Annotated in this window: 16 protein-coding genes and 3 tRNA genes; 14 read left to right on the forward strand and 5 right to left on the reverse strand. The window is 69.7% G+C overall.

Features of this window, described 5'->3' with window-relative positions; genetic code table 11:
- Nucleotides 1-26: 26 nt before the first annotated feature.
- The 4 genes from P8934_RS01005 (at nucleotide 27) to mnmH (ending at nucleotide 4,178) form a co-directional block, all read left to right on the forward strand.
- Entirely contained in the window at nucleotides 27-476 is a 450-nt protein-coding gene (locus tag P8934_RS01005; RefSeq protein ID WP_278032506.1) for a copper resistance protein NlpE N-terminal domain-containing protein, read from the forward strand.
- 116 nt (nucleotides 477-592) lie between these two features.
- A complete protein-coding gene (gene radA, locus P8934_RS01010; RefSeq protein ID WP_278032507.1) occupies nucleotides 593-1,972 on the forward strand; it encodes a DNA repair protein RadA in 1,380 nt (459 codons plus the stop codon).
- A gap of 50 nt (nucleotides 1,973-2,022) precedes the next feature.
- On the forward strand, nucleotides 2,023-3,060 hold the full coding sequence (selD, locus tag P8934_RS01015) for a selenide, water dikinase SelD (RefSeq protein ID WP_278032508.1): 1,038 nt from the start codon (nucleotides 2,023-2,025) through the stop codon (nucleotides 3,058-3,060).
- Entirely contained in the window at nucleotides 3,057-4,178 is a 1,122-nt protein-coding gene (gene mnmH, locus P8934_RS01020) for a tRNA 2-selenouridine(34) synthase MnmH (RefSeq protein ID WP_278032509.1), read from the forward strand. Before selD ends, mnmH begins: the two co-directional genes overlap by 4 nt.
- Before the next feature lie 4 nt (nucleotides 4,179-4,182).
- On the opposite strand, the gene P8934_RS01025 is transcribed toward mnmH, so the two are convergent.
- Nucleotides 4,183-4,881, reverse strand: coding sequence for a type 1 glutamine amidotransferase (locus P8934_RS01025; protein ID WP_278032510.1), 699 nt, complete (start codon nucleotides 4,879-4,881; stop codon nucleotides 4,183-4,185).
- Between the two features lie 56 nt (nucleotides 4,882-4,937).
- Here P8934_RS01025 and P8934_RS01030 point away from each other — a divergent pair, with 56 nt between their 5' ends.
- Together P8934_RS01030 and P8934_RS01035 are read left to right on the forward strand one after the other, a co-directional pair.
- Nucleotides 4,938-5,231, forward strand: a complete 294-nt coding sequence (locus P8934_RS01030; RefSeq protein ID WP_278032511.1) for an MGMT family protein — start codon at nucleotides 4,938-4,940, stop codon at nucleotides 5,229-5,231.
- Nucleotides 5,232-5,257: 26 nt separating this feature from the next.
- Nucleotides 5,258-5,842 (forward strand): YjaG family protein, encoded by a 585-nt coding sequence (locus tag P8934_RS01035; RefSeq protein ID WP_278032512.1) that lies wholly within the window; start codon nucleotides 5,258-5,260, stop codon nucleotides 5,840-5,842.
- Nucleotides 5,843-5,896: 54 nt separating this feature from the next.
- Here the strand turns inward: P8934_RS01035 and hisF are convergent, their stop codons facing one another.
- From hisF to hisB, 4 genes are all read right to left on the reverse strand, one after another.
- Nucleotides 5,897-6,670 (reverse strand): imidazole glycerol phosphate synthase subunit HisF, encoded by a 774-nt coding sequence (hisF, locus tag P8934_RS01040; RefSeq protein WP_278032513.1) that lies wholly within the window; start codon nucleotides 6,668-6,670, stop codon nucleotides 5,897-5,899.
- A gap of 3 nt (nucleotides 6,671-6,673) precedes the next feature.
- Entirely contained in the window at nucleotides 6,674-7,420 is a 747-nt protein-coding gene (gene hisA, locus P8934_RS01045; protein WP_278032514.1) for a 1-(5-phosphoribosyl)-5-[(5-phosphoribosylamino)methylideneamino]imidazole-4-carboxamide isomerase, read from the reverse strand.
- A 75-nt stretch (nucleotides 7,421-7,495) separates the two neighbouring features.
- Nucleotides 7,496-8,137, reverse strand: a complete 642-nt coding sequence (hisH, locus tag P8934_RS01050; protein WP_278032515.1) for an imidazole glycerol phosphate synthase subunit HisH — start codon at nucleotides 8,135-8,137, stop codon at nucleotides 7,496-7,498.
- Between the two features lie 31 nt (nucleotides 8,138-8,168).
- A complete protein-coding gene (gene hisB, locus P8934_RS01055) occupies nucleotides 8,169-8,762 on the reverse strand; it encodes an imidazoleglycerol-phosphate dehydratase HisB (protein WP_133637818.1) in 594 nt (197 codons plus the stop codon).
- A gap of 193 nt (nucleotides 8,763-8,955) precedes the next feature.
- On the opposite strand from hisB, the gene P8934_RS01060 reads away from it, so the two are divergent.
- From P8934_RS01060 to thpD, 8 genes are all read left to right on the forward strand, one after another.
- On the forward strand, nucleotides 8,956-9,408 hold the full coding sequence (locus tag P8934_RS01060; protein ID WP_278032516.1) for an acetyl-CoA sensor PanZ family protein: 453 nt from the start codon (nucleotides 8,956-8,958) through the stop codon (nucleotides 9,406-9,408).
- Nucleotides 9,405-11,750 (forward strand): AsmA family protein, encoded by a 2,346-nt coding sequence (locus P8934_RS01065; RefSeq protein ID WP_278032517.1) that lies wholly within the window; start codon nucleotides 9,405-9,407, stop codon nucleotides 11,748-11,750. Before P8934_RS01060 ends, P8934_RS01065 begins: the two co-directional genes overlap by 4 nt.
- A gap of 69 nt (nucleotides 11,751-11,819) precedes the next feature.
- Nucleotides 11,820-12,911: an A/G-specific adenine glycosylase gene (mutY, locus tag P8934_RS01070; RefSeq protein ID WP_278032518.1), complete on the forward strand. Its 1,092-nt coding sequence runs from the start codon at nucleotides 11,820-11,822 to the stop codon at nucleotides 12,909-12,911.
- Between the two features lie 22 nt (nucleotides 12,912-12,933).
- Nucleotides 12,934-13,206, forward strand: a complete 273-nt coding sequence (locus P8934_RS01075; protein ID WP_106230250.1) for an oxidative damage protection protein — start codon at nucleotides 12,934-12,936, stop codon at nucleotides 13,204-13,206.
- Nucleotides 13,207-13,298: 92 nt separating this feature from the next.
- Nucleotides 13,299-13,374 (forward strand) — tRNA-Phe (locus tag P8934_RS01080).
- 6 nt (nucleotides 13,375-13,380) lie between these two features.
- A tRNA-Gln gene (locus P8934_RS01085) sits at nucleotides 13,381-13,455 on the forward strand.
- Nucleotides 13,456-13,498: 43 nt separating this feature from the next.
- Nucleotides 13,499-13,574, forward strand: a tRNA-Thr gene (locus tag P8934_RS01090).
- Between the two features lie 218 nt (nucleotides 13,575-13,792).
- Nucleotides 13,793-14,797 carry an ectoine hydroxylase gene (gene thpD / locus P8934_RS01095; RefSeq protein ID WP_278032519.1) on the forward strand — a complete coding sequence of 335 codons (1,005 nt, stop codon included), beginning with the start codon at nucleotides 13,793-13,795 and terminating at the stop codon, nucleotides 14,795-14,797.
- Nucleotides 14,798-14,846 lie beyond the last annotated feature (49 nt).

A 14,846-nucleotide genomic window follows, 5' to 3' on the forward strand; every position in this document is an offset into this window, starting at 1 on the left:
CATGCCCATTGGTTAGGAGGACACAAATGCAAATCAGGACCTTGCTGGCCGGCACCGCCCTGGCCGCCCTGTTGGCCGGCTGCGCCGCCGGACCCACCGACCAGGCCGCCGCCCCGGAGATGGAAGCGACCACGGCGACCTACCAGGGAACCCTGCCGTGTCGCAACTGCGACGGCATCGACCTGAACGTGACCCTGAACGGCGAGGAGCAGGGTGCCACCGAGGAGCGCACCTTCGACCTCGAGGCCTCCTATCGGGCGCACCCCCAGAACCCGCCGGACGAGAACTACGCGGGTAACTGGGAGGTCCTCGAGGGAACGGAGCAGGATCCCACCGCCACCGTCTACGAGCTGACGCCCGATGGCGAAGGGCAGACCTACTACTTCCTGCGTGTCGATGAGCAGACCCTCGAGCTGATCGACCCCAACCTGCGCCGCTTCCAGAACAGCGAGATGCTGCAGCTCAAGCGCCTGTAACCGTCTGAATGCGCAGTACCGGGGCGGCCCTCAGGGTCGCCCCTTGTCGTTGCGTGCATGCCATCGGGCCGTGGCGGATGGAATGATGGCCCCGACCGTGGGAGAGAGAGAGCCGCATGGCCAAAGCGAAGAGCGCCTTCGTCTGCACCGAGTGTGGTGCCGAGTACCGCAAGTGGCAGGGGCAGTGCAGCAGCTGCCAGGAATGGAATACCCTGAGCGAGGTCCGCCTCTCGGCGGCGCGGCCCGGTGCCGCCACGGGCGCTGCCTCGACCGCGCGCGGCGGCTACGCCGGTGGCCTGTCCCGCGAGGTGGTCGACCTGGCCAGCGTCGACCTCAGCGAGGTGCCCAGGCTCTCCTCCACCTTCGCGGAGTTCGACCGGGTGCTGGGCGGAGGCCTGGTGCCGGGGTCGGCGGTGCTGCTCGGGGGGCACCCCGGGGCCGGCAAGTCGACTCTGCTGCTGCAGACCGCCTGCAAGCTGGCCCAGTCCCGCCGGGTGGTCTACGTCACCGGCGAGGAGTCGCTCTCCCAGGTGGCAATGCGCGCCCATCGCCTGCAGCTGCCGGTACAGGGCCTGAAGATGCTGGCCGAGACCAGCATCGAGACCATCCTTGCCGTGGCCGAGCGCGAGCGTCCCGAGATCCTGATCATCGACTCCATCCAGACCATGCACCTGGAGGATATCGCCTCGGCCCCCGGAGGCGTCGCCCAGGTGCGCGAGTCCGCCGCGGCCCTGACCCGCTTCGCCAAGCAGAGCAATACTGTGCTGATGCTGGTGGGACACGTCACCAAGGACGGCAGCCTCGCTGGCCCCAAGGTGCTGGAGCACATGATCGATGCCTCGCTGCTGCTCGAGGGCGGGGCGGATTCCCGCTTTCGTACCCTGCGCGGGCAGAAGAACCGCTTCGGCGCGGTCAACGAGCTCGGCGTGTTCGCCATGCTCGAGCACGGCCTAAAGGAGGTAAAGAACCCCAGTGCCATCTTCCTCTCGCGCAACGAGGAGCAGAGTGCCGGCAGCCTGGTGATGGTGGTCTGGGAGGGCACCCGGCCGATCCTCGTGGAGGTCCAGGCGCTGCTCGACGAGTCGGCGCTGGGCAACCCGCGCCGCGTCGCCGTGGGCCTCGACCAGAACCGCCTGGCCATGCTGCTGGCGGTGCTGCATCGCCACGGCGGGCTGTTCACCGGGGACCAGGATGTCTTCCTCAACGTGGTCGGCGGGGTCAAGGTGCTGGAGACCAGCGCCGACCTGGCGGTGCTGCTGGCGGTGGTCTCCAGCCTGCAGAACCGGCCGCTCCCCCGGGAGCTGGTGGTGTTCGGCGAGGTGGGGCTCTCCGGCGAGATCCGCCCGGTACCCAGTGGCCAGGAGCGCATCGTCGAGGCGGCCAAGCACGGCTTCACGCGGGCCATCGTGCCCCGCGGCAATGCCCCCAAGCGCTCGCCCGAGGGCATGGAGGTGGTCGCCGTGGACAAGCTCGCCGAGGCCCTGGACGCCCTCTAGGCCCCCCACTCTGATGTAGAATGCGGGTAGTGAATGCCAAGGAGAACGAGATGAGCGCCATCCGCCTGACCCAGTACAGCCACGGCGCCGGCTGCGGCTGCAAGATCGCCCCCGACGTGCTCGACGGCATCCTCGCCAAGGCGGGCCCCGGGGCCAGCCACTCGCGGCTGATCGTCGGCAACCAGGGGCGCGAGGACGCCGCCGTCTACGACCTGGGCGACGGCCGCGGCATGATCGCCACCACCGACTTCTTCATGCCCATCGTCGACGACCCCTTCGACTTCGGCCGCATCGCGGCGATCAATGCCATCAGCGACGTCTATGCCATGGGCGGCAAGCCGGTGCTGGCGCTGGGCATCCTCGGCTGGCCGCTGGACACGCTCGGTGCCGAGGTCGCCGGCGACGTGGTGGCCGGTGCCCAGGCGGTGTGCCGCGAGCTGGGCCTGGCGCTTGCCGGCGGTCACTCCATCGACGCCCCCGAGCCGATCTTCGGCCTGGCGGTCAATGGCCTCGTCGACCTCGAACACCTCAAGCTCAACAAGGGCGCCAAGCCCGGCGACCTGCTGTTTCTTACCAAGCCGCTGGGGGTGGGCCTGCTGACCACGGCCGAGAAACAGGGGCTGATCGAGCCCGGCCACCAGGGTGTGGCGCGGGAGACCATGCTCAAGTCCAATGCCATCGGCATGGAGCTGGCCAAGGTCAAGGGCGTGCATGCCATGACCGACGTCACCGGCTTCGGCCTGGCGGGCCACCTCGCCGAGATCTGCACGGCCAGTGGCGTGGCCGCCCGGGTCAACTTCCGACGCCTGCCGCGCCTCGCCGAGGCCGAGGCCTATCGCCGTAAGGGCGCGGTACCCGGCGGCACCAAGCGCAATCGCGAGGCACTGGGTGAGAGCCTGCCGCAGATGGACGAGGCCCACTGGCAGTGGCTCTGCGACCCGCAGACCTCCGGTGGCCTGCTGCTCTCGGTGCACCCCTCCTGGGAGGACGATGTGGAGCGCATCGGCCGCCAGCACGGTATCGAGCTCGTGCCCTTCGGCGAGATCGTCAAGGCCAGCGGGCCGGCGCTGATCGAGGTGCGTGGATGAGCCTGCCGCTGGTCGAGCCTGACCTCGCGCTGCTGCGGGAAGGGCGCGTACTGATCGATGTCCGTGCGCCGGTGGAGTTCGCCCAGGGCGCCCTGCCCGGGGCGGTGAACCTGCCGCTGATGGACGACGAGGAGCGCCACCTCGTGGGCATCGCCTACAAGGCGCATGGCCAGGACGCCGCCATCGCCCTGGGCGAGCGGCTGGTCAGCGGCGGCCTCAAGGCGGCGCGTGTCGCCGCCTGGCAGCGGCTCCTCGCGGCGCACCCCGACGCCATCATCTACTGCTTCCGCGGCGGGCTGCGCTCCCAGGTCGCCCAGCAGTGGCTGGCGGATGCCGGCATCCTGCGCCCGCGTATCCGCGGCGGCTGGAAGGCGATGCGCCAGGCCCTCTGTGCGCGCATCGACGCCGCGGCCGAGCAGCCGCTGCTGGTGGTGGGGGGGCTCACCGGCTGTGCCAAGACGCCGCTGATCCTGGCGCTGGACAATGGCCTCGACCTGGAGGGCTGTGCCCGTCACAAGGGCTCGGCCTTCGGGCGCCACCCGTTGCCGGCGCCCAGCCAGATCGACTTCGAACATGCCATGGGGCTGCGCCTGCTGGAGTTGCCCGGGCCGCTGGTGGTGGAGGACGAGTCCCGGCGCATCGGGGCGGCCAACATTCCGCTGCGCTTCTGGGAAGGCATGCTGCCGGCGCCGCGCATCCGCATCGAGATGCCCCTGGACTGGCGGCTGGCGCAGATCCGCAAGGACTACATCGACGACCTCTGGGAGGTCCATCGTCGTCAGTTCGGCGACTGGCTGGGCTGGGCGCTGATGCGCAAGCAGCTCGCCACCGCCCTGGGCCGGCTGCGCAAGCGCCTGGGCAGCGAGCGCCTGGCACGCCTGCAGCGCCTGCAGGCGCTCGCCTTCCGCGAGCATGAACGGGGCAATCGCCAGGCCCATGAGGCCTGGCTGGCCCCGCTGCTGACCGAATACTACGACCCGCTCTATCGCCACCAGCTGGAGAAGCACCCCGAACGCCACTTTCTCCACGTCGGCGACTGGGAGAGCTGCCTGCAGGTCGCCAGGGAGTGGTCCGCCGAGGCGCGCCGGAACGGCCTGCTTCAGCCTCAGTCGGCCTGAGCCATCATCCCTGAGCGGTGCTGCCCAGCCACTGGCTGAGCAGGCGGTCGAGCAGCGGGGCCAGCCGGTCGAAGCGCTTCGGGTCGTCGAGCATGGCCGCCCGGTCCTGGGCATGGGGGCTGGTCTCGCTGCCCTCGGGCGCCGCCTGGTGGTCGAGCAGGGCGGTGACGCTGGCGGCGGTGGCCTCCAGGTGGCAGAGCAGGGCCACCACCCGGCCATCGTCCCAGGTGAAGCCCTGCAGCGGGCTGGCCTCGCTGCGGCCCAGCGCCAGGGCATAGTCGGGCAGCGCGAAGACCTCGCGGTGCCACATGAAGGCCTCGAAGGTGTCGGGCAGGTCGACGGGGCTCAGCGGGGCGAGATCCACCCGGTGCCAGCCGGTCTCGGCCACGGTGCCACGGGCCACCACCGCCCCCAGCGCCTCGGCGATCAGGCGGGCGCCGAAGCCGATTCCCAGCAGCGGCTTGTTGGCGTTCAGCGCCTGGTGGATCAGCTTGCGCTCGCCCCTGAGCCAGGGGCATTGGCCCTCCTCGAGGCTGCCCTCGGGGCCGTCGAGCACGATCAGCGCATCGCCATCGGCCAGTCGCGGCGGCAGCTCCCCCTCATCGAGGTGGAAGACGGTGTGGCTGTGGCCCATGCTGGCAAGCCAGTCGGCGATGCGGGCCGGTCCCTGGTGGGGGCTGTGCTGGAGAAGGTGAACGTGCATGCGGGCCTCGCCTTGATGGAATGCCGGGTGACGGACGGGACGGAGCGCAAGGGTACATGAAGCCGGAGCTGCGGGAACAGATACTGACCATCCTGGCCGAGATCCCGCCCGGCCGGGTGACCAGCTACGGGCGCATCGCGGCGATGACCGACGGCGCCACGCCGCGCCTGGTGGCACGGGCCCTGCGCGAGCTGCCCGCTGGCCACGGCCTGCCCTGGTTCCGGGTCATCACCGCTTCCCGCAAGCTGGCCGATCACGGCGGGGCCGAGGAGCAGCGCCGGCGGCTGGTCGCCGAAGGCGTGCTCTTCGATCCCCATGGGCGGGTAGCGAAAGATCGCCTCTGGCCCTGAGACAACCCCAACGCCAAGGAGACTCCATGAGCGGCTTCTTCCACCGCCTGCAGCAGCTCGACCCGCGACGCCAGCAGGCCTTCATGGCGGCGCTTTGCGAGCGGCTGCTGCCCAACTACCGCCTCTATGCCGAGACCACCGGCCAGGGCGACCCGCATGGCATCAGGGTGATCCTGGATCTGGTCTGGGAGCAGCTGGCGGTGAGGGAGGCGCGCATCGACTTCGACCGCCAGGCCGAGAAGCTCGCCGAGCTGGAGCCCCCCGCCGAGGATGACAGCTTCGGGGCGCGGCGTGCCCTGGAGGCGGTGGTGGCCCTCTCGGCGCTGCTCGACACCCTGCGCGGCGAGGCCCCGGAGGCCGTGCTGGAGGTCAGCCGTACGTCGCGCAGCGGGGTGCGCGCCTACATCGAGCTCACCGAGGGCGAGGAGGACGCCACGCGGCTGGCCGCCCTGATGCGCGACCATCCGCTGATGGCGGACGAGAACGACTTCCAGGATGCGGTGCTCGAGGGCGTGGAGGCGGGAGCGCTGGATCGCGAGGCGCTCAAGGCGTTGCGCCGGCTGGGGCGCAACGATGGCGTCAGCAACCTGGGGCTCTCCGTCGAGGAGTAGGCCCACGCCGGCCGGAATGCAAGGGGCTCGCCAAATGGTGAGCCCCTCATTTGCTTACAGGCGCATCTCGATTCCATGCTCCGCCATGTAGCGCTTGGCCTCGGGGATGGTGTACTCGCCGAAGTGGAAGATGCTGGCCGCCAGCACCGCGTCGGCACCGCCCTCGATGACGCCCTCGACCAGGTGGCCGAGGGTGCCGACCCCGCCGGAGGCGATCACCGGCACGCTCACCGCGTCGGCAATGGCGCGGGTCACGCCCAGGTCGAAGCCGGCCTTGGTGCCGTCGCGGTCCATGCTGGTCAGCAGCAGCTCGCCGGCACCGTAGGCCACCATCTTCTTCGCCCACTCCACGGCATCCAGCCCGGTGGGGCGGCGTCCGCCGTGGGTGAAGATCTCCCAGCGCTCCGGCTCGCCTTCCCCGGAGACCTTCTTGGCATCGATGGCCACCACGATGCACTGGCTGCCGAAACGCTCGGCGGCCTCGTGCACGAAGTCGGGATTGGTCACCGCGGCGGTGTTGATCGAAACCTTGTCGGCGCCGGCGTTGAGCATGGTGCGGATGTCGTCGCAGGTGCGGATGCCGCCGCCCACGGTGAGCGGGATGAATACCTCGCCGGCGATGCGCTCGACCATCTCCACCGTGGTGTCGCGGTCCTCGTGGCTCGCCGTGATGTCCAGGAAGGTGATCTCGTCGGCGCCCTGCTGGTTGTAGCGCTGGGCGATCTCCACCGGGTCACCGGCGTCGCGGATGCCGATGAAGTTGACGCCCTTGACCACGCGGCCGGCGTCGACGTCCAGGCACGGAATGATGCGCTTGGCGAGTCCCATGGATCAGCTCCCCTTCTGGCTGAGTGCGTCGCAGAGCCGCTGCGCCTCGGCGACGTCGAGGCTGCCCTCGTAGATGGCGCGCCCGGTGATGGCGCCCAGGATCCCCGGTTCGCCGGCCGCGATCAGGGCACGCAGGTCGTCGAGGTCGGTCACCCCGCCGGAGGCGATCACCGGCAGGCCGCCGTCCCGGGCCAGCGCCGCGGTGGCCTCGACGTTGACGCCCTGCATCATGCCGTCGCGGGCGATGTCGGTGTAGACGATGCTGGAGACGCCATCGTCGGCGAAGCGCTTCGCCAGGTCCACGGCCTTGATCTCGGAGACCTCGGCCCAGCCGTCGGTGGCCACGAAGCCATCCCGGGCGTCCAGGCCAACGATCACATGGCCGGGAAAGGCGCGGCACATCTCGCCGACGAAGGCCGGCTCCTTGACCGCCTTGGTGCCGATGATCACGTAGGAGACCCCGGCCTCGAGGTAGTGCTCGATGGTCTCGGCACTGCGGATGCCGCCGCCGATCTGGATCGGCAGGTCGGGCCAGGCGCGGGCGATGGCGGTGACCGCCTCGCCGTTGACCGGCGCACCCTCGAAGGCGCCGTTGAGGTCGACCAGGTGCAGGCGCCGGGCGCCGGCCTCGACCCAGCGGGCGGCCATGGCCACCGGGTCGTCACCGTAGGTGGTGGCATCGTCCATGCGGCCCTGCTTGAGGCGAACGCACGTGCCGTCCTTGAGGTCGATGGCGGGAATTACCAGCATGTCAGTGTCCTCGGTTGGCCCAGCCGCGGGCGCCTGCAGGGCGCGGCCACGGGCGCCTGTGGAGTGTGGCGCCGCTCAGGGCGTCCATTGAACGAAGTTTTCCAGCAGCTTGAGGCCGGCCCGGGAGCTCTTCTCCGGGTGGAACTGCACGGCGAAGGTGGCATCGCGGCCGATGGCCACGTGGGCGCTCACCCGCCCGTAGTCGGTGGTGCCGAAGACCGTGGCGTCGTCCGCGGCGTCGACATAGTAGCTGTGCACGAAGTAGAAGTGCTCGTCCTGGTCGATGCCCGCCCACAGCGGGTGGTCGTGGTGCTGGTGCACCAGGTTCCAGCCCATGTGGGGCACCTTGAGGCGGTTGCCCCGGTCATCGCGCATGTCGGTCGGGAACTTCCTCACCTCGCCGCGCAGGAACCCCAGGCAGCCGATGCCGCCGTTCTCCTCGCTGTGATCGAGCAGCATCTGCTGGCCGACGCAGATGCCCAGCAGCGGCTTGGCCTGCCGGGCGAGCAGCTCCTCGACCAGGCCACGCAGCTCGGTCTTCTCGAGCTCGCCCATGCAGTCGCGGATGGCGCCCTGGCCGGGCAGCACCAGGCGGGTGGCGCCGCGGATGCGACGGGCATCCCGCGTCACGATCACGTTCTCGTGGGTGACGTGTTCCAGTGCCTTGGCGACGGAATGCAGGTTGCCCATCCCGTAGTCGATGACGGCAATGGTCATGGAGCGCTCCTCGTGTGATCGTTCGGCGGCCTTAGAGGCTGCCCTTGGTGGACGGCATCTGGCCGGCCATGCGCGGGTCCGGCGCCACGGCCATGCGCAGCGCGCGGCCGAAGGCCTTGAAGATGGTTTCCGCCTGGTGGTGGGCGTTGAAGCCCTTCAGGTTGTCGATGTGCAGGGTCACCCGGGCATGGTTGACGAAGCCCTGGAAGAACTCCCAGAACAGCTGGGTATCGAGGCGGCCGATGCTGGCGCGGGTGAACTCGACGTCCATGAACAGCCCCGGTCGGCCGGAGAAGTCCACCACCACCCGCGACAGGGCCTCGTCCAGGGGCACGTAGGCATGGCCGTAGCGGTAGATGCCGCGCTTGTCGCCGATCGCCTGGTGGAAGGCCTGGCCCAGGGTGATGCCGAGGTCCTCGACGGTATGGTGGTCATCGATGTGCAGGTCGCCCACCGCCTCGATATCGAGGTCGATCAGGCCGTGGCGGGCCACCTGGTCGAGCATGTGGTCGAGGAAGGGCACGCCGGTCTCGCAGGCCAGGCGTCCCTCGCCGTCGAGATTGATGGTCACCGTGATCTGGGTTTCCCGGGTGTTCCGGGTGACCGTGGCGATACGCTCGGACATGTCGGATCTCCAGCGCCGGGGCGCGTGTCGAGAGGGGCCGGTGATGGCCACCGGCCGGCAAGGCGGAAGGGCGCCGGTTGCTGTGCCTGGCGCCGCGAGCCTGCCATTATAGTGAATCGCCTGCCCCATCCGCTACAATGCGGGCCATGACAGTGGTGGCGACCCCGCCGCCCCGGCTCAAGGAGATCCACCCATGCCGGTGACCCTTCAACAGGTCGACCAGGCCGCCTGGGAAGCGGATGCCCAGGTACGCCTCGACCTCGCGCGCATCTATGCCGACGCTCCCGCCGAGCGCCTGCCCCTGCCCGTCGATGAGTTCATCCGTGACCACCTCACGAGTGGCCACCTCTTCAGCTGTGCCCGATTCAACGACCGGCTGCTGGGTGCCGTGGCGGTAAAGCCCTACCAGGATGCCTGGTGGCTGTCGAACCTCTGCGTGCGCAGGACGACCCGGCGTCGCGGCGTCGGTTCACGGCTGCTGGCGCTGGTCAGCGAGAGCGCCCATGCCGAGGGGCGCCGCCTCTATGCCGATTCCGCCCATCTGCCGGTGGCCGACCAGATGCTGCTCGCCCGGCTGGGCTACCGGCTCACCCAGGACGGCGACTACTTCGAGCTCGACCTGTCACCCCGGGGAGGCCAGCAATGAAGCGCCTGTTGCGGACGCTGCTCGCCGCCATCGGCGTACTCGGTCTGGTGATGGTCGGCGCCGTGGTCTACGTCACCACCTTCTTCGATCCCGATGACCTCAAGCCGCGGCTCGTCGAGGTGGTGCGCGAGCACAGCGGTCTGGAGCTGAGCCTGGATGGCGCCCTCTCCTGGTCCTTCTATCCCCGCCTGGGGGTAGGCGTGGAGAAGGCCGAGGCCCGTCTGCCGGACCAGGCGGAGGACTCGACGCCCTTCGCCGCCTTCTCCCACGCCGAGGTCAGCCTGGCCTTCACGCCGCTGCTGCGCGGTGAGATCGCCATCGACGGCCTGACCCTCGACGGCCTCTACCTCGACCTCAAGCGCGACGCGCAGGGGGAGGGCAACTGGGAAGTGTTGCTGGAGCGGTTGGGCGAGAGCGGCGAGGAGGCCGAGGCTGCCCTGGCGCCGGCCAGCGCCGGGCCCGACCCGGACATCGACACCGGCCTCTCGGTAGCGCTCAACGTTGCCAGCGTGCAGGTCCGGGACGGTGAGGTGCGCTTCCGCGATGCCCTGAGCGACCGCGAGCTGCTCTTCGAGAACGTCCAGGTCAGCGGCAGCAACGTCAATCCCGGGCGGGCCTTCCCGGTCGCGGCCTCCTTCCGGCTGACGGAGCACGAGGGCCTCGACTGGCGGGAGCAGGAGCGTGAGGCGCGCCTGGTCAGCGAGGTCTCCCTGAAGGGCCGGGTGGCCCTGGGCCTGGCAGAGGGCCGGCACGTGCTGGAGGGCCTGAGCCTGGAGACGGTCAATCGCCTCGCCGGCCTGGAGAGTGAGCAGAAGGTCAACCTCAAGGGGGCCCAGTTGGTGGTGAACGTCGGCGAGGGCAGCCTGCAGCTGGAGGAGGGGCAGCTCGACGCCAGCCTCCAGCATCCGCGCCTGGGCGAGAAGGTGGTGCCGCTGTCGCTGGCCTTCACCCTGGACGCCGACCTCGACGAGCAGAGCGCCCGCCTGCGCGACCTGGCGCTCACCGGGCCCGATAGCCTGGCGCTCAGCGGCAACCTCAACCTGAGCCAGCTCGCCGAGGCGCCGGCCTACACCGGCCAGCTGCGCCTGGCGCCGCTGTCGCTGCGGCCCTGGCTGACGCGGCTCGACATGATGCCCGAGATGGCCAATGGCGAGGCGCTATCCGACGTCGCGCTGACCAGCCCTGTCAGCGGCGACCTCGAACGCTTCGAACTCGCCGGCCTGACCCTGGTGCTGGATGGCAGCACCTTCACCGGCCGCCTGGCGGGACAATATGACGGCGAGCAGCTCGCCGCCGACCTGCAGGGCGACAAGCTCGACTTGGACGGCTACCTGCCGCCCCCGGGGATGGAGGACGATGGAGCCTCGCTGTGGCGCCTGCCGGGCATCCGCCGGGCCCATGCCGCCGAGTCGGAGGGGCTGGTGCCGACGGAGTGGCTGTCCGCCCTCACGCTCGATGCCCATCTGGCCCTGGGTGAGCTGCGCATGGCGGGACTGGACTTCCAGGACGTCGACCTGACCCTTGAGGGGCGCGACGGACGCCATCGCCTGGTCGCCTTCGAGTCGCGCTTCCACGATGGCCGCCTGTCCGCCGACGGCGCCCTCGACCTGCGCGAGACGCCGCCACGCTGGCAGCTGGCGCCGAAGGTCGAGCGGGTGCGCCTGGAGTCGCTGCTCGAGGCCCTCGGCAACGAGCCGGCGCCCCTGAGCGGGCGCTTCAGCGGCGAGGGCGAGCTCGCCACCCGCGGCAACACCCTGGTGGAGCTCAGGCGCCACCTGGGCGGCAACCTCGCCACCCGCATCGAGGAGGGGGCAATTCCCGGTGTCAACGTTTCCCGGGAGCTGTGCACCACGGCCGCCGCCCTGGAGGGTGAGCAGCTCGACCGCGAGTGGCGCGACGAGACCCGCTTCGAGCGCATCCGCGCCACCCTGACACTGGACGAGGGCACCGCCAGGAGTGACGACCTGCTGGTCACGCTGCCCGGCATGGAAGTGGGCGGCAAGGGTCAGCTGGACCTGGTCAGCGAGCAGTTCGACCTGCGCGCCGCGCTGCGCCTGGTCAATGCCGAGAACGCCCCCTGCGAGGTCAACCGGCGCCTGGAGCGGGTGCCGTTGCCGGTGCGCTGCGAGGGACAGCTTGACGGCGACCGTGCCGAATGGTGTCGCCTCGACCGCCAGGCCTTCCAGGGCACCCTGGCCGAGCTGCTGCGCGACGAGGCCTCGCAGCGTGCCGGCGAGGAGGTCGAGAAGCGCCTCGAGGGCGCCGCCGAGAAGATCGACGAGCGCCTGGGCGAGGAGGCCGGCAAGGAACTTCGCGATGCCCTGAAGGGTCTATTCGATTGAGCAACACGTACGACCAGTCCCTGCGCCGACTTCCCCAGTCGGCGCTTTTTTGTTCGCAGTGAGAGCCCCATGACGGACATGCCGCCCACCATCCTGCCGCCGGAGCGCTTCCAGCAGCGCCTGCTCGCCTGGTTCGACGCCCACGGCCGCCACGACCTGCCCTGGCAGCACCAGCGCAGCCCCTACCGGGTGTGGGTCTCGGAGATCATGCTGCAGCAGACCCAGGTGGCCACGGTGATCCCCTACTTCGAGCGCTTCATGGTGCGCTTTCCCGACGTGGCGTCGCTGGCGGCGGCCGACCAGGACGAGGTGCTGCACCTGTGGACCGGGCTCGGCTACTACGCCCGGGGGCGCAACCTCCACAAGGCCGCCCGGGTGGTGGTCGATGAGCATGGCGGGGCCTTTCCCGTCCACAGCCTCGACGAGATGGCGGCGCTGCCCGGCATCGGCCGCTCCACGGCCGGGGCGATCATCGCCCAGAGCACCGGGCGGCGTGCGGTTATCCTCGACGGCAACGTCAAGCGGGTCCTCACGCGCCTGCACGCCGTGGCGGGCTGGCCGGGACGGCCGGCGGTGGAGCGCCGGCTGTGGGCCCTGGCCGAGCACTACACGCCCGATGAGCGCCTGGTCGACTTCACTCAGGCAATGATGGACCTGGGCGCGACCCTCTGCCGGCGCAGCACCCCCGACTGCGCTCGCTGCCCCTTCGCCGATGTCTGCGAGGCCCACGCCCGCGGCGAGGAGAAGCGCTTCCCCGAATCCAAGCCGCGCAAGGCCCTGCCCACGCGCACCACCGTGATGCTGCTCCTGCAGGACCGGGAGGGGCGCGTGCTGCTCGAGCAGCGCCCCTCCAGCGGCCTGTGGGGCGGGCTCTGGAGCCTGCCGCAGTTCGACGATGCCGAGGCGCTGCGGGCCTGGCTGGACGCCCGGGCGCCGGGCAGCGAACTCGAGCCCGCCTGGACGCCCTTCACCCATGTCTTCAGCCACTTCCGCCTCGAGATCACCCCGCAGCCGGCACGGATCGGCCGGCTGGACGCGGTGGACGAGGCGCGTTGCTGGTACGATCCCTCTGACCCCGCCAGCATCGGCCTGGCGGCGCCGGTCAAGGCGCTGCTGGCGTCCCTGGCGCCCTTCGCGCTGACCACCACCGCCGGGCCCTGACACCCGCACGAGGAGAGACCCGATGAGCCAGACCGTCTTCTGTCGCAAGTACCAGAAGGAAATGGATGCCCTGCCGTTCCCGCCGTTGCCCGGCAAGAAGGGCCAGGAGATCCAGGCCAGCGTTTCCCGCCAGGCCTGGGAGGAGTGGCAGGCGCTGCAGACCCGCCTGATCAACGAGAAGCACCTCAACATGCTCGATCCCGCCTCCCGGGAGTACCTGATGGAGCAGATGGAGCGCTTCCTCGACAACCGCGAGACCGACCAGGCCGAGGGCTATGTTCCCCGGGGCGAGTAGCCCGTCCGTGTCGCCGATCCCCGGCCATCTTTCTGAAACGGAAGGGGTTGACGGAAACGGCCCGCTGGGGTTTAATACGCACCGTTGGCAGCGGCCAGATAGCTCAGTCGGTAGAGCAGGGGATTGAAAATCCCCGTGTCGGCGGTTCGATTCCGTCTCTGGCCACCAATCTGCTGGGGTATAGCCAAGTGGTAAGGCACCGGTTTTTGGTATCGGCATTCCCAGGTTCGAATCCTGGTACCCCAGCCACGCCAACCCTGTTTCCGATTCTGTGACTCGAGTCGGTTCCCGAGCCGGCATAGCTCAGTTGGTAGAGCAACTGACTTGTAATCAGTAGGTCGCGGGTTCGACTCCTGCTGCCGGCACCATCAAGTACCGGGAAGTCCCTGGCCCCTCGCCAGGAAAACCAAGAGTCGCAGCATAGAAGAGGCCACCCGTCGAGGTGGCTTTTTTCGTTGCCCTTGAAACCCCCGAGGGCGTCACCATATGGCATCGTGCGGCTCCTTCACTGGGGTCGCCCGCGGCTGTCCTGCCGTCGGAACGTGTTCGAACTGAGACTGATCACGGAGTCACAGGAGGTGATTGGATGTCAGTGCAGACATCGTCCTATCGCACGCTGGAACAGGCTGACCTCAACGCTGTCGTCGATTCGCCCGACCCCCAGAGCCGCGTGAAGAGCGCGCCGCGCCCGGGCCAGGATCCCTATCCCACCCGGCTGGCCGAGCCGTTGGACATGCCGTGGCTCAGCCGCCACGAGGGCGTGGTCAAGGGGCGTGCCGAGGAAGGGCCACTGAGCCAGGCGCAGCTCGATGCGTTCGAGCGCCAGGGGTTCCTCTTCGAGCCCGGTTTCATCAGCGGCGACGAGCTCGCCGAGCTGCGCCGGGAACTCAGGGCCCTGCTCGACAACGACGACTTCCGCGGCCGCGACTTCAGCATCACCGAGCCCCAGGGCAACGAGATCCGCTCGCTGTTCGCCGTGCATTTCCTCTCGCGGGTCTTCTCGCGCCTGGCCCGGGACGAGCGCCTGATGGGCCGTGCCCGCCAGATCCTCGGCGGGGAGGCCTATGTCCACCAGTCGCGCATCAACTACAAGCCGGGCTTCGAGGGCAAGGGCTTCAGCTGGCACTCCGACTTCGAGACCTGGCACGCCGAGGACGGCATGCCGGCCATGCATGCGGTGAGCGCCTCCATCGTGCTCACCGACAACCACCACTTCAACGGGCCGCTGATGCTGGTGCCGGGCTCCCACCGGGTCTTCGTGCCCTGCCTCGGCGAGACCCCGGACGATAACCACAGGCAGTCGCTCAAGCAGCAGGAGGTCGGGGTGCCGGGCCGCGAAGCGCTGCGCGCGCTGATCGACCGGCATGGCATCGAGGCACCGACCGGCGCGGCGGGTGGCCTGCTGCTGTTCGACTGCAACGTGCTGCACGGCTCCAATGCCAACATGTCGCCGGACCCGCGCAGCAACGCCTTCTTCGTCTACAATCGCCTCGACAACCGCTGCGTGGCCCCCTTCGGGGCGAGCCGCCGGCGCCCGCGCTTCCTGGCCCACGAGCCGGGCGAGCGCTGGTCGCCCGAAGCGCCATCGTGAGCGGCGGACCGCGCCGGCACGCTGGACCCAGGGTGTCGCCGGGGTAGAC

Source organism: Halomonas sp. CKK8, assembly GCF_029625235.1.
GTDB classification, from domain to species: domain Bacteria; phylum Pseudomonadota; class Gammaproteobacteria; order Pseudomonadales; family Halomonadaceae; genus Halomonas; species Halomonas ventosae.

Coding starts and splice junctions, on each gene's coding strand:
- P8934_RS01005 (WP_278032506.1), top strand. CDS start 27: ATGCAAATCAGGACCTTGCTGGCCGGCACCGCCCTGGCCGCCCTGTTG.
- radA (WP_278032507.1), top strand. CDS start 593: ATGGCCAAAGCGAAGAGCGCCTTCGTCTGCACCGAGTGTGGTGCCGAG.
- selD (WP_278032508.1), top strand. CDS start 2,023: ATGAGCGCCATCCGCCTGACCCAGTACAGCCACGGCGCCGGCTGCGGC.
- mnmH (WP_278032509.1), top strand. CDS start 3,057: ATGAGCCTGCCGCTGGTCGAGCCTGACCTCGCGCTGCTGCGGGAAGGG.
- P8934_RS01025 (WP_278032510.1), bottom strand. CDS start 4,881: ATGCACGTTCACCTTCTCCAGCACAGCCCCCACCAGGGACCGGCCCGC.
- P8934_RS01030 (WP_278032511.1), top strand. CDS start 4,938: ATGAAGCCGGAGCTGCGGGAACAGATACTGACCATCCTGGCCGAGATC.
- P8934_RS01035 (WP_278032512.1), top strand. CDS start 5,258: ATGAGCGGCTTCTTCCACCGCCTGCAGCAGCTCGACCCGCGACGCCAG.
- hisF (WP_278032513.1), bottom strand. CDS start 6,670: ATGGGACTCGCCAAGCGCATCATTCCGTGCCTGGACGTCGACGCCGGC.
- hisA (WP_278032514.1), bottom strand. CDS start 7,420: ATGCTGGTAATTCCCGCCATCGACCTCAAGGACGGCACGTGCGTTCGC.
- hisH (WP_278032515.1), bottom strand. CDS start 8,137: ATGACCATTGCCGTCATCGACTACGGGATGGGCAACCTGCATTCCGTC.
- hisB (WP_133637818.1), bottom strand. CDS start 8,762: ATGTCCGAGCGTATCGCCACGGTCACCCGGAACACCCGGGAAACCCAG.
- P8934_RS01060 (WP_278032516.1), top strand. CDS start 8,956: ATGCCGGTGACCCTTCAACAGGTCGACCAGGCCGCCTGGGAAGCGGAT.
- P8934_RS01065 (WP_278032517.1), top strand. CDS start 9,405: ATGAAGCGCCTGTTGCGGACGCTGCTCGCCGCCATCGGCGTACTCGGT.
- mutY (WP_278032518.1), top strand. CDS start 11,820: ATGACGGACATGCCGCCCACCATCCTGCCGCCGGAGCGCTTCCAGCAG.
- P8934_RS01075 (WP_106230250.1), top strand. CDS start 12,934: ATGAGCCAGACCGTCTTCTGTCGCAAGTACCAGAAGGAAATGGATGCC.
- thpD (WP_278032519.1), top strand. CDS start 13,793: ATGTCAGTGCAGACATCGTCCTATCGCACGCTGGAACAGGCTGACCTC.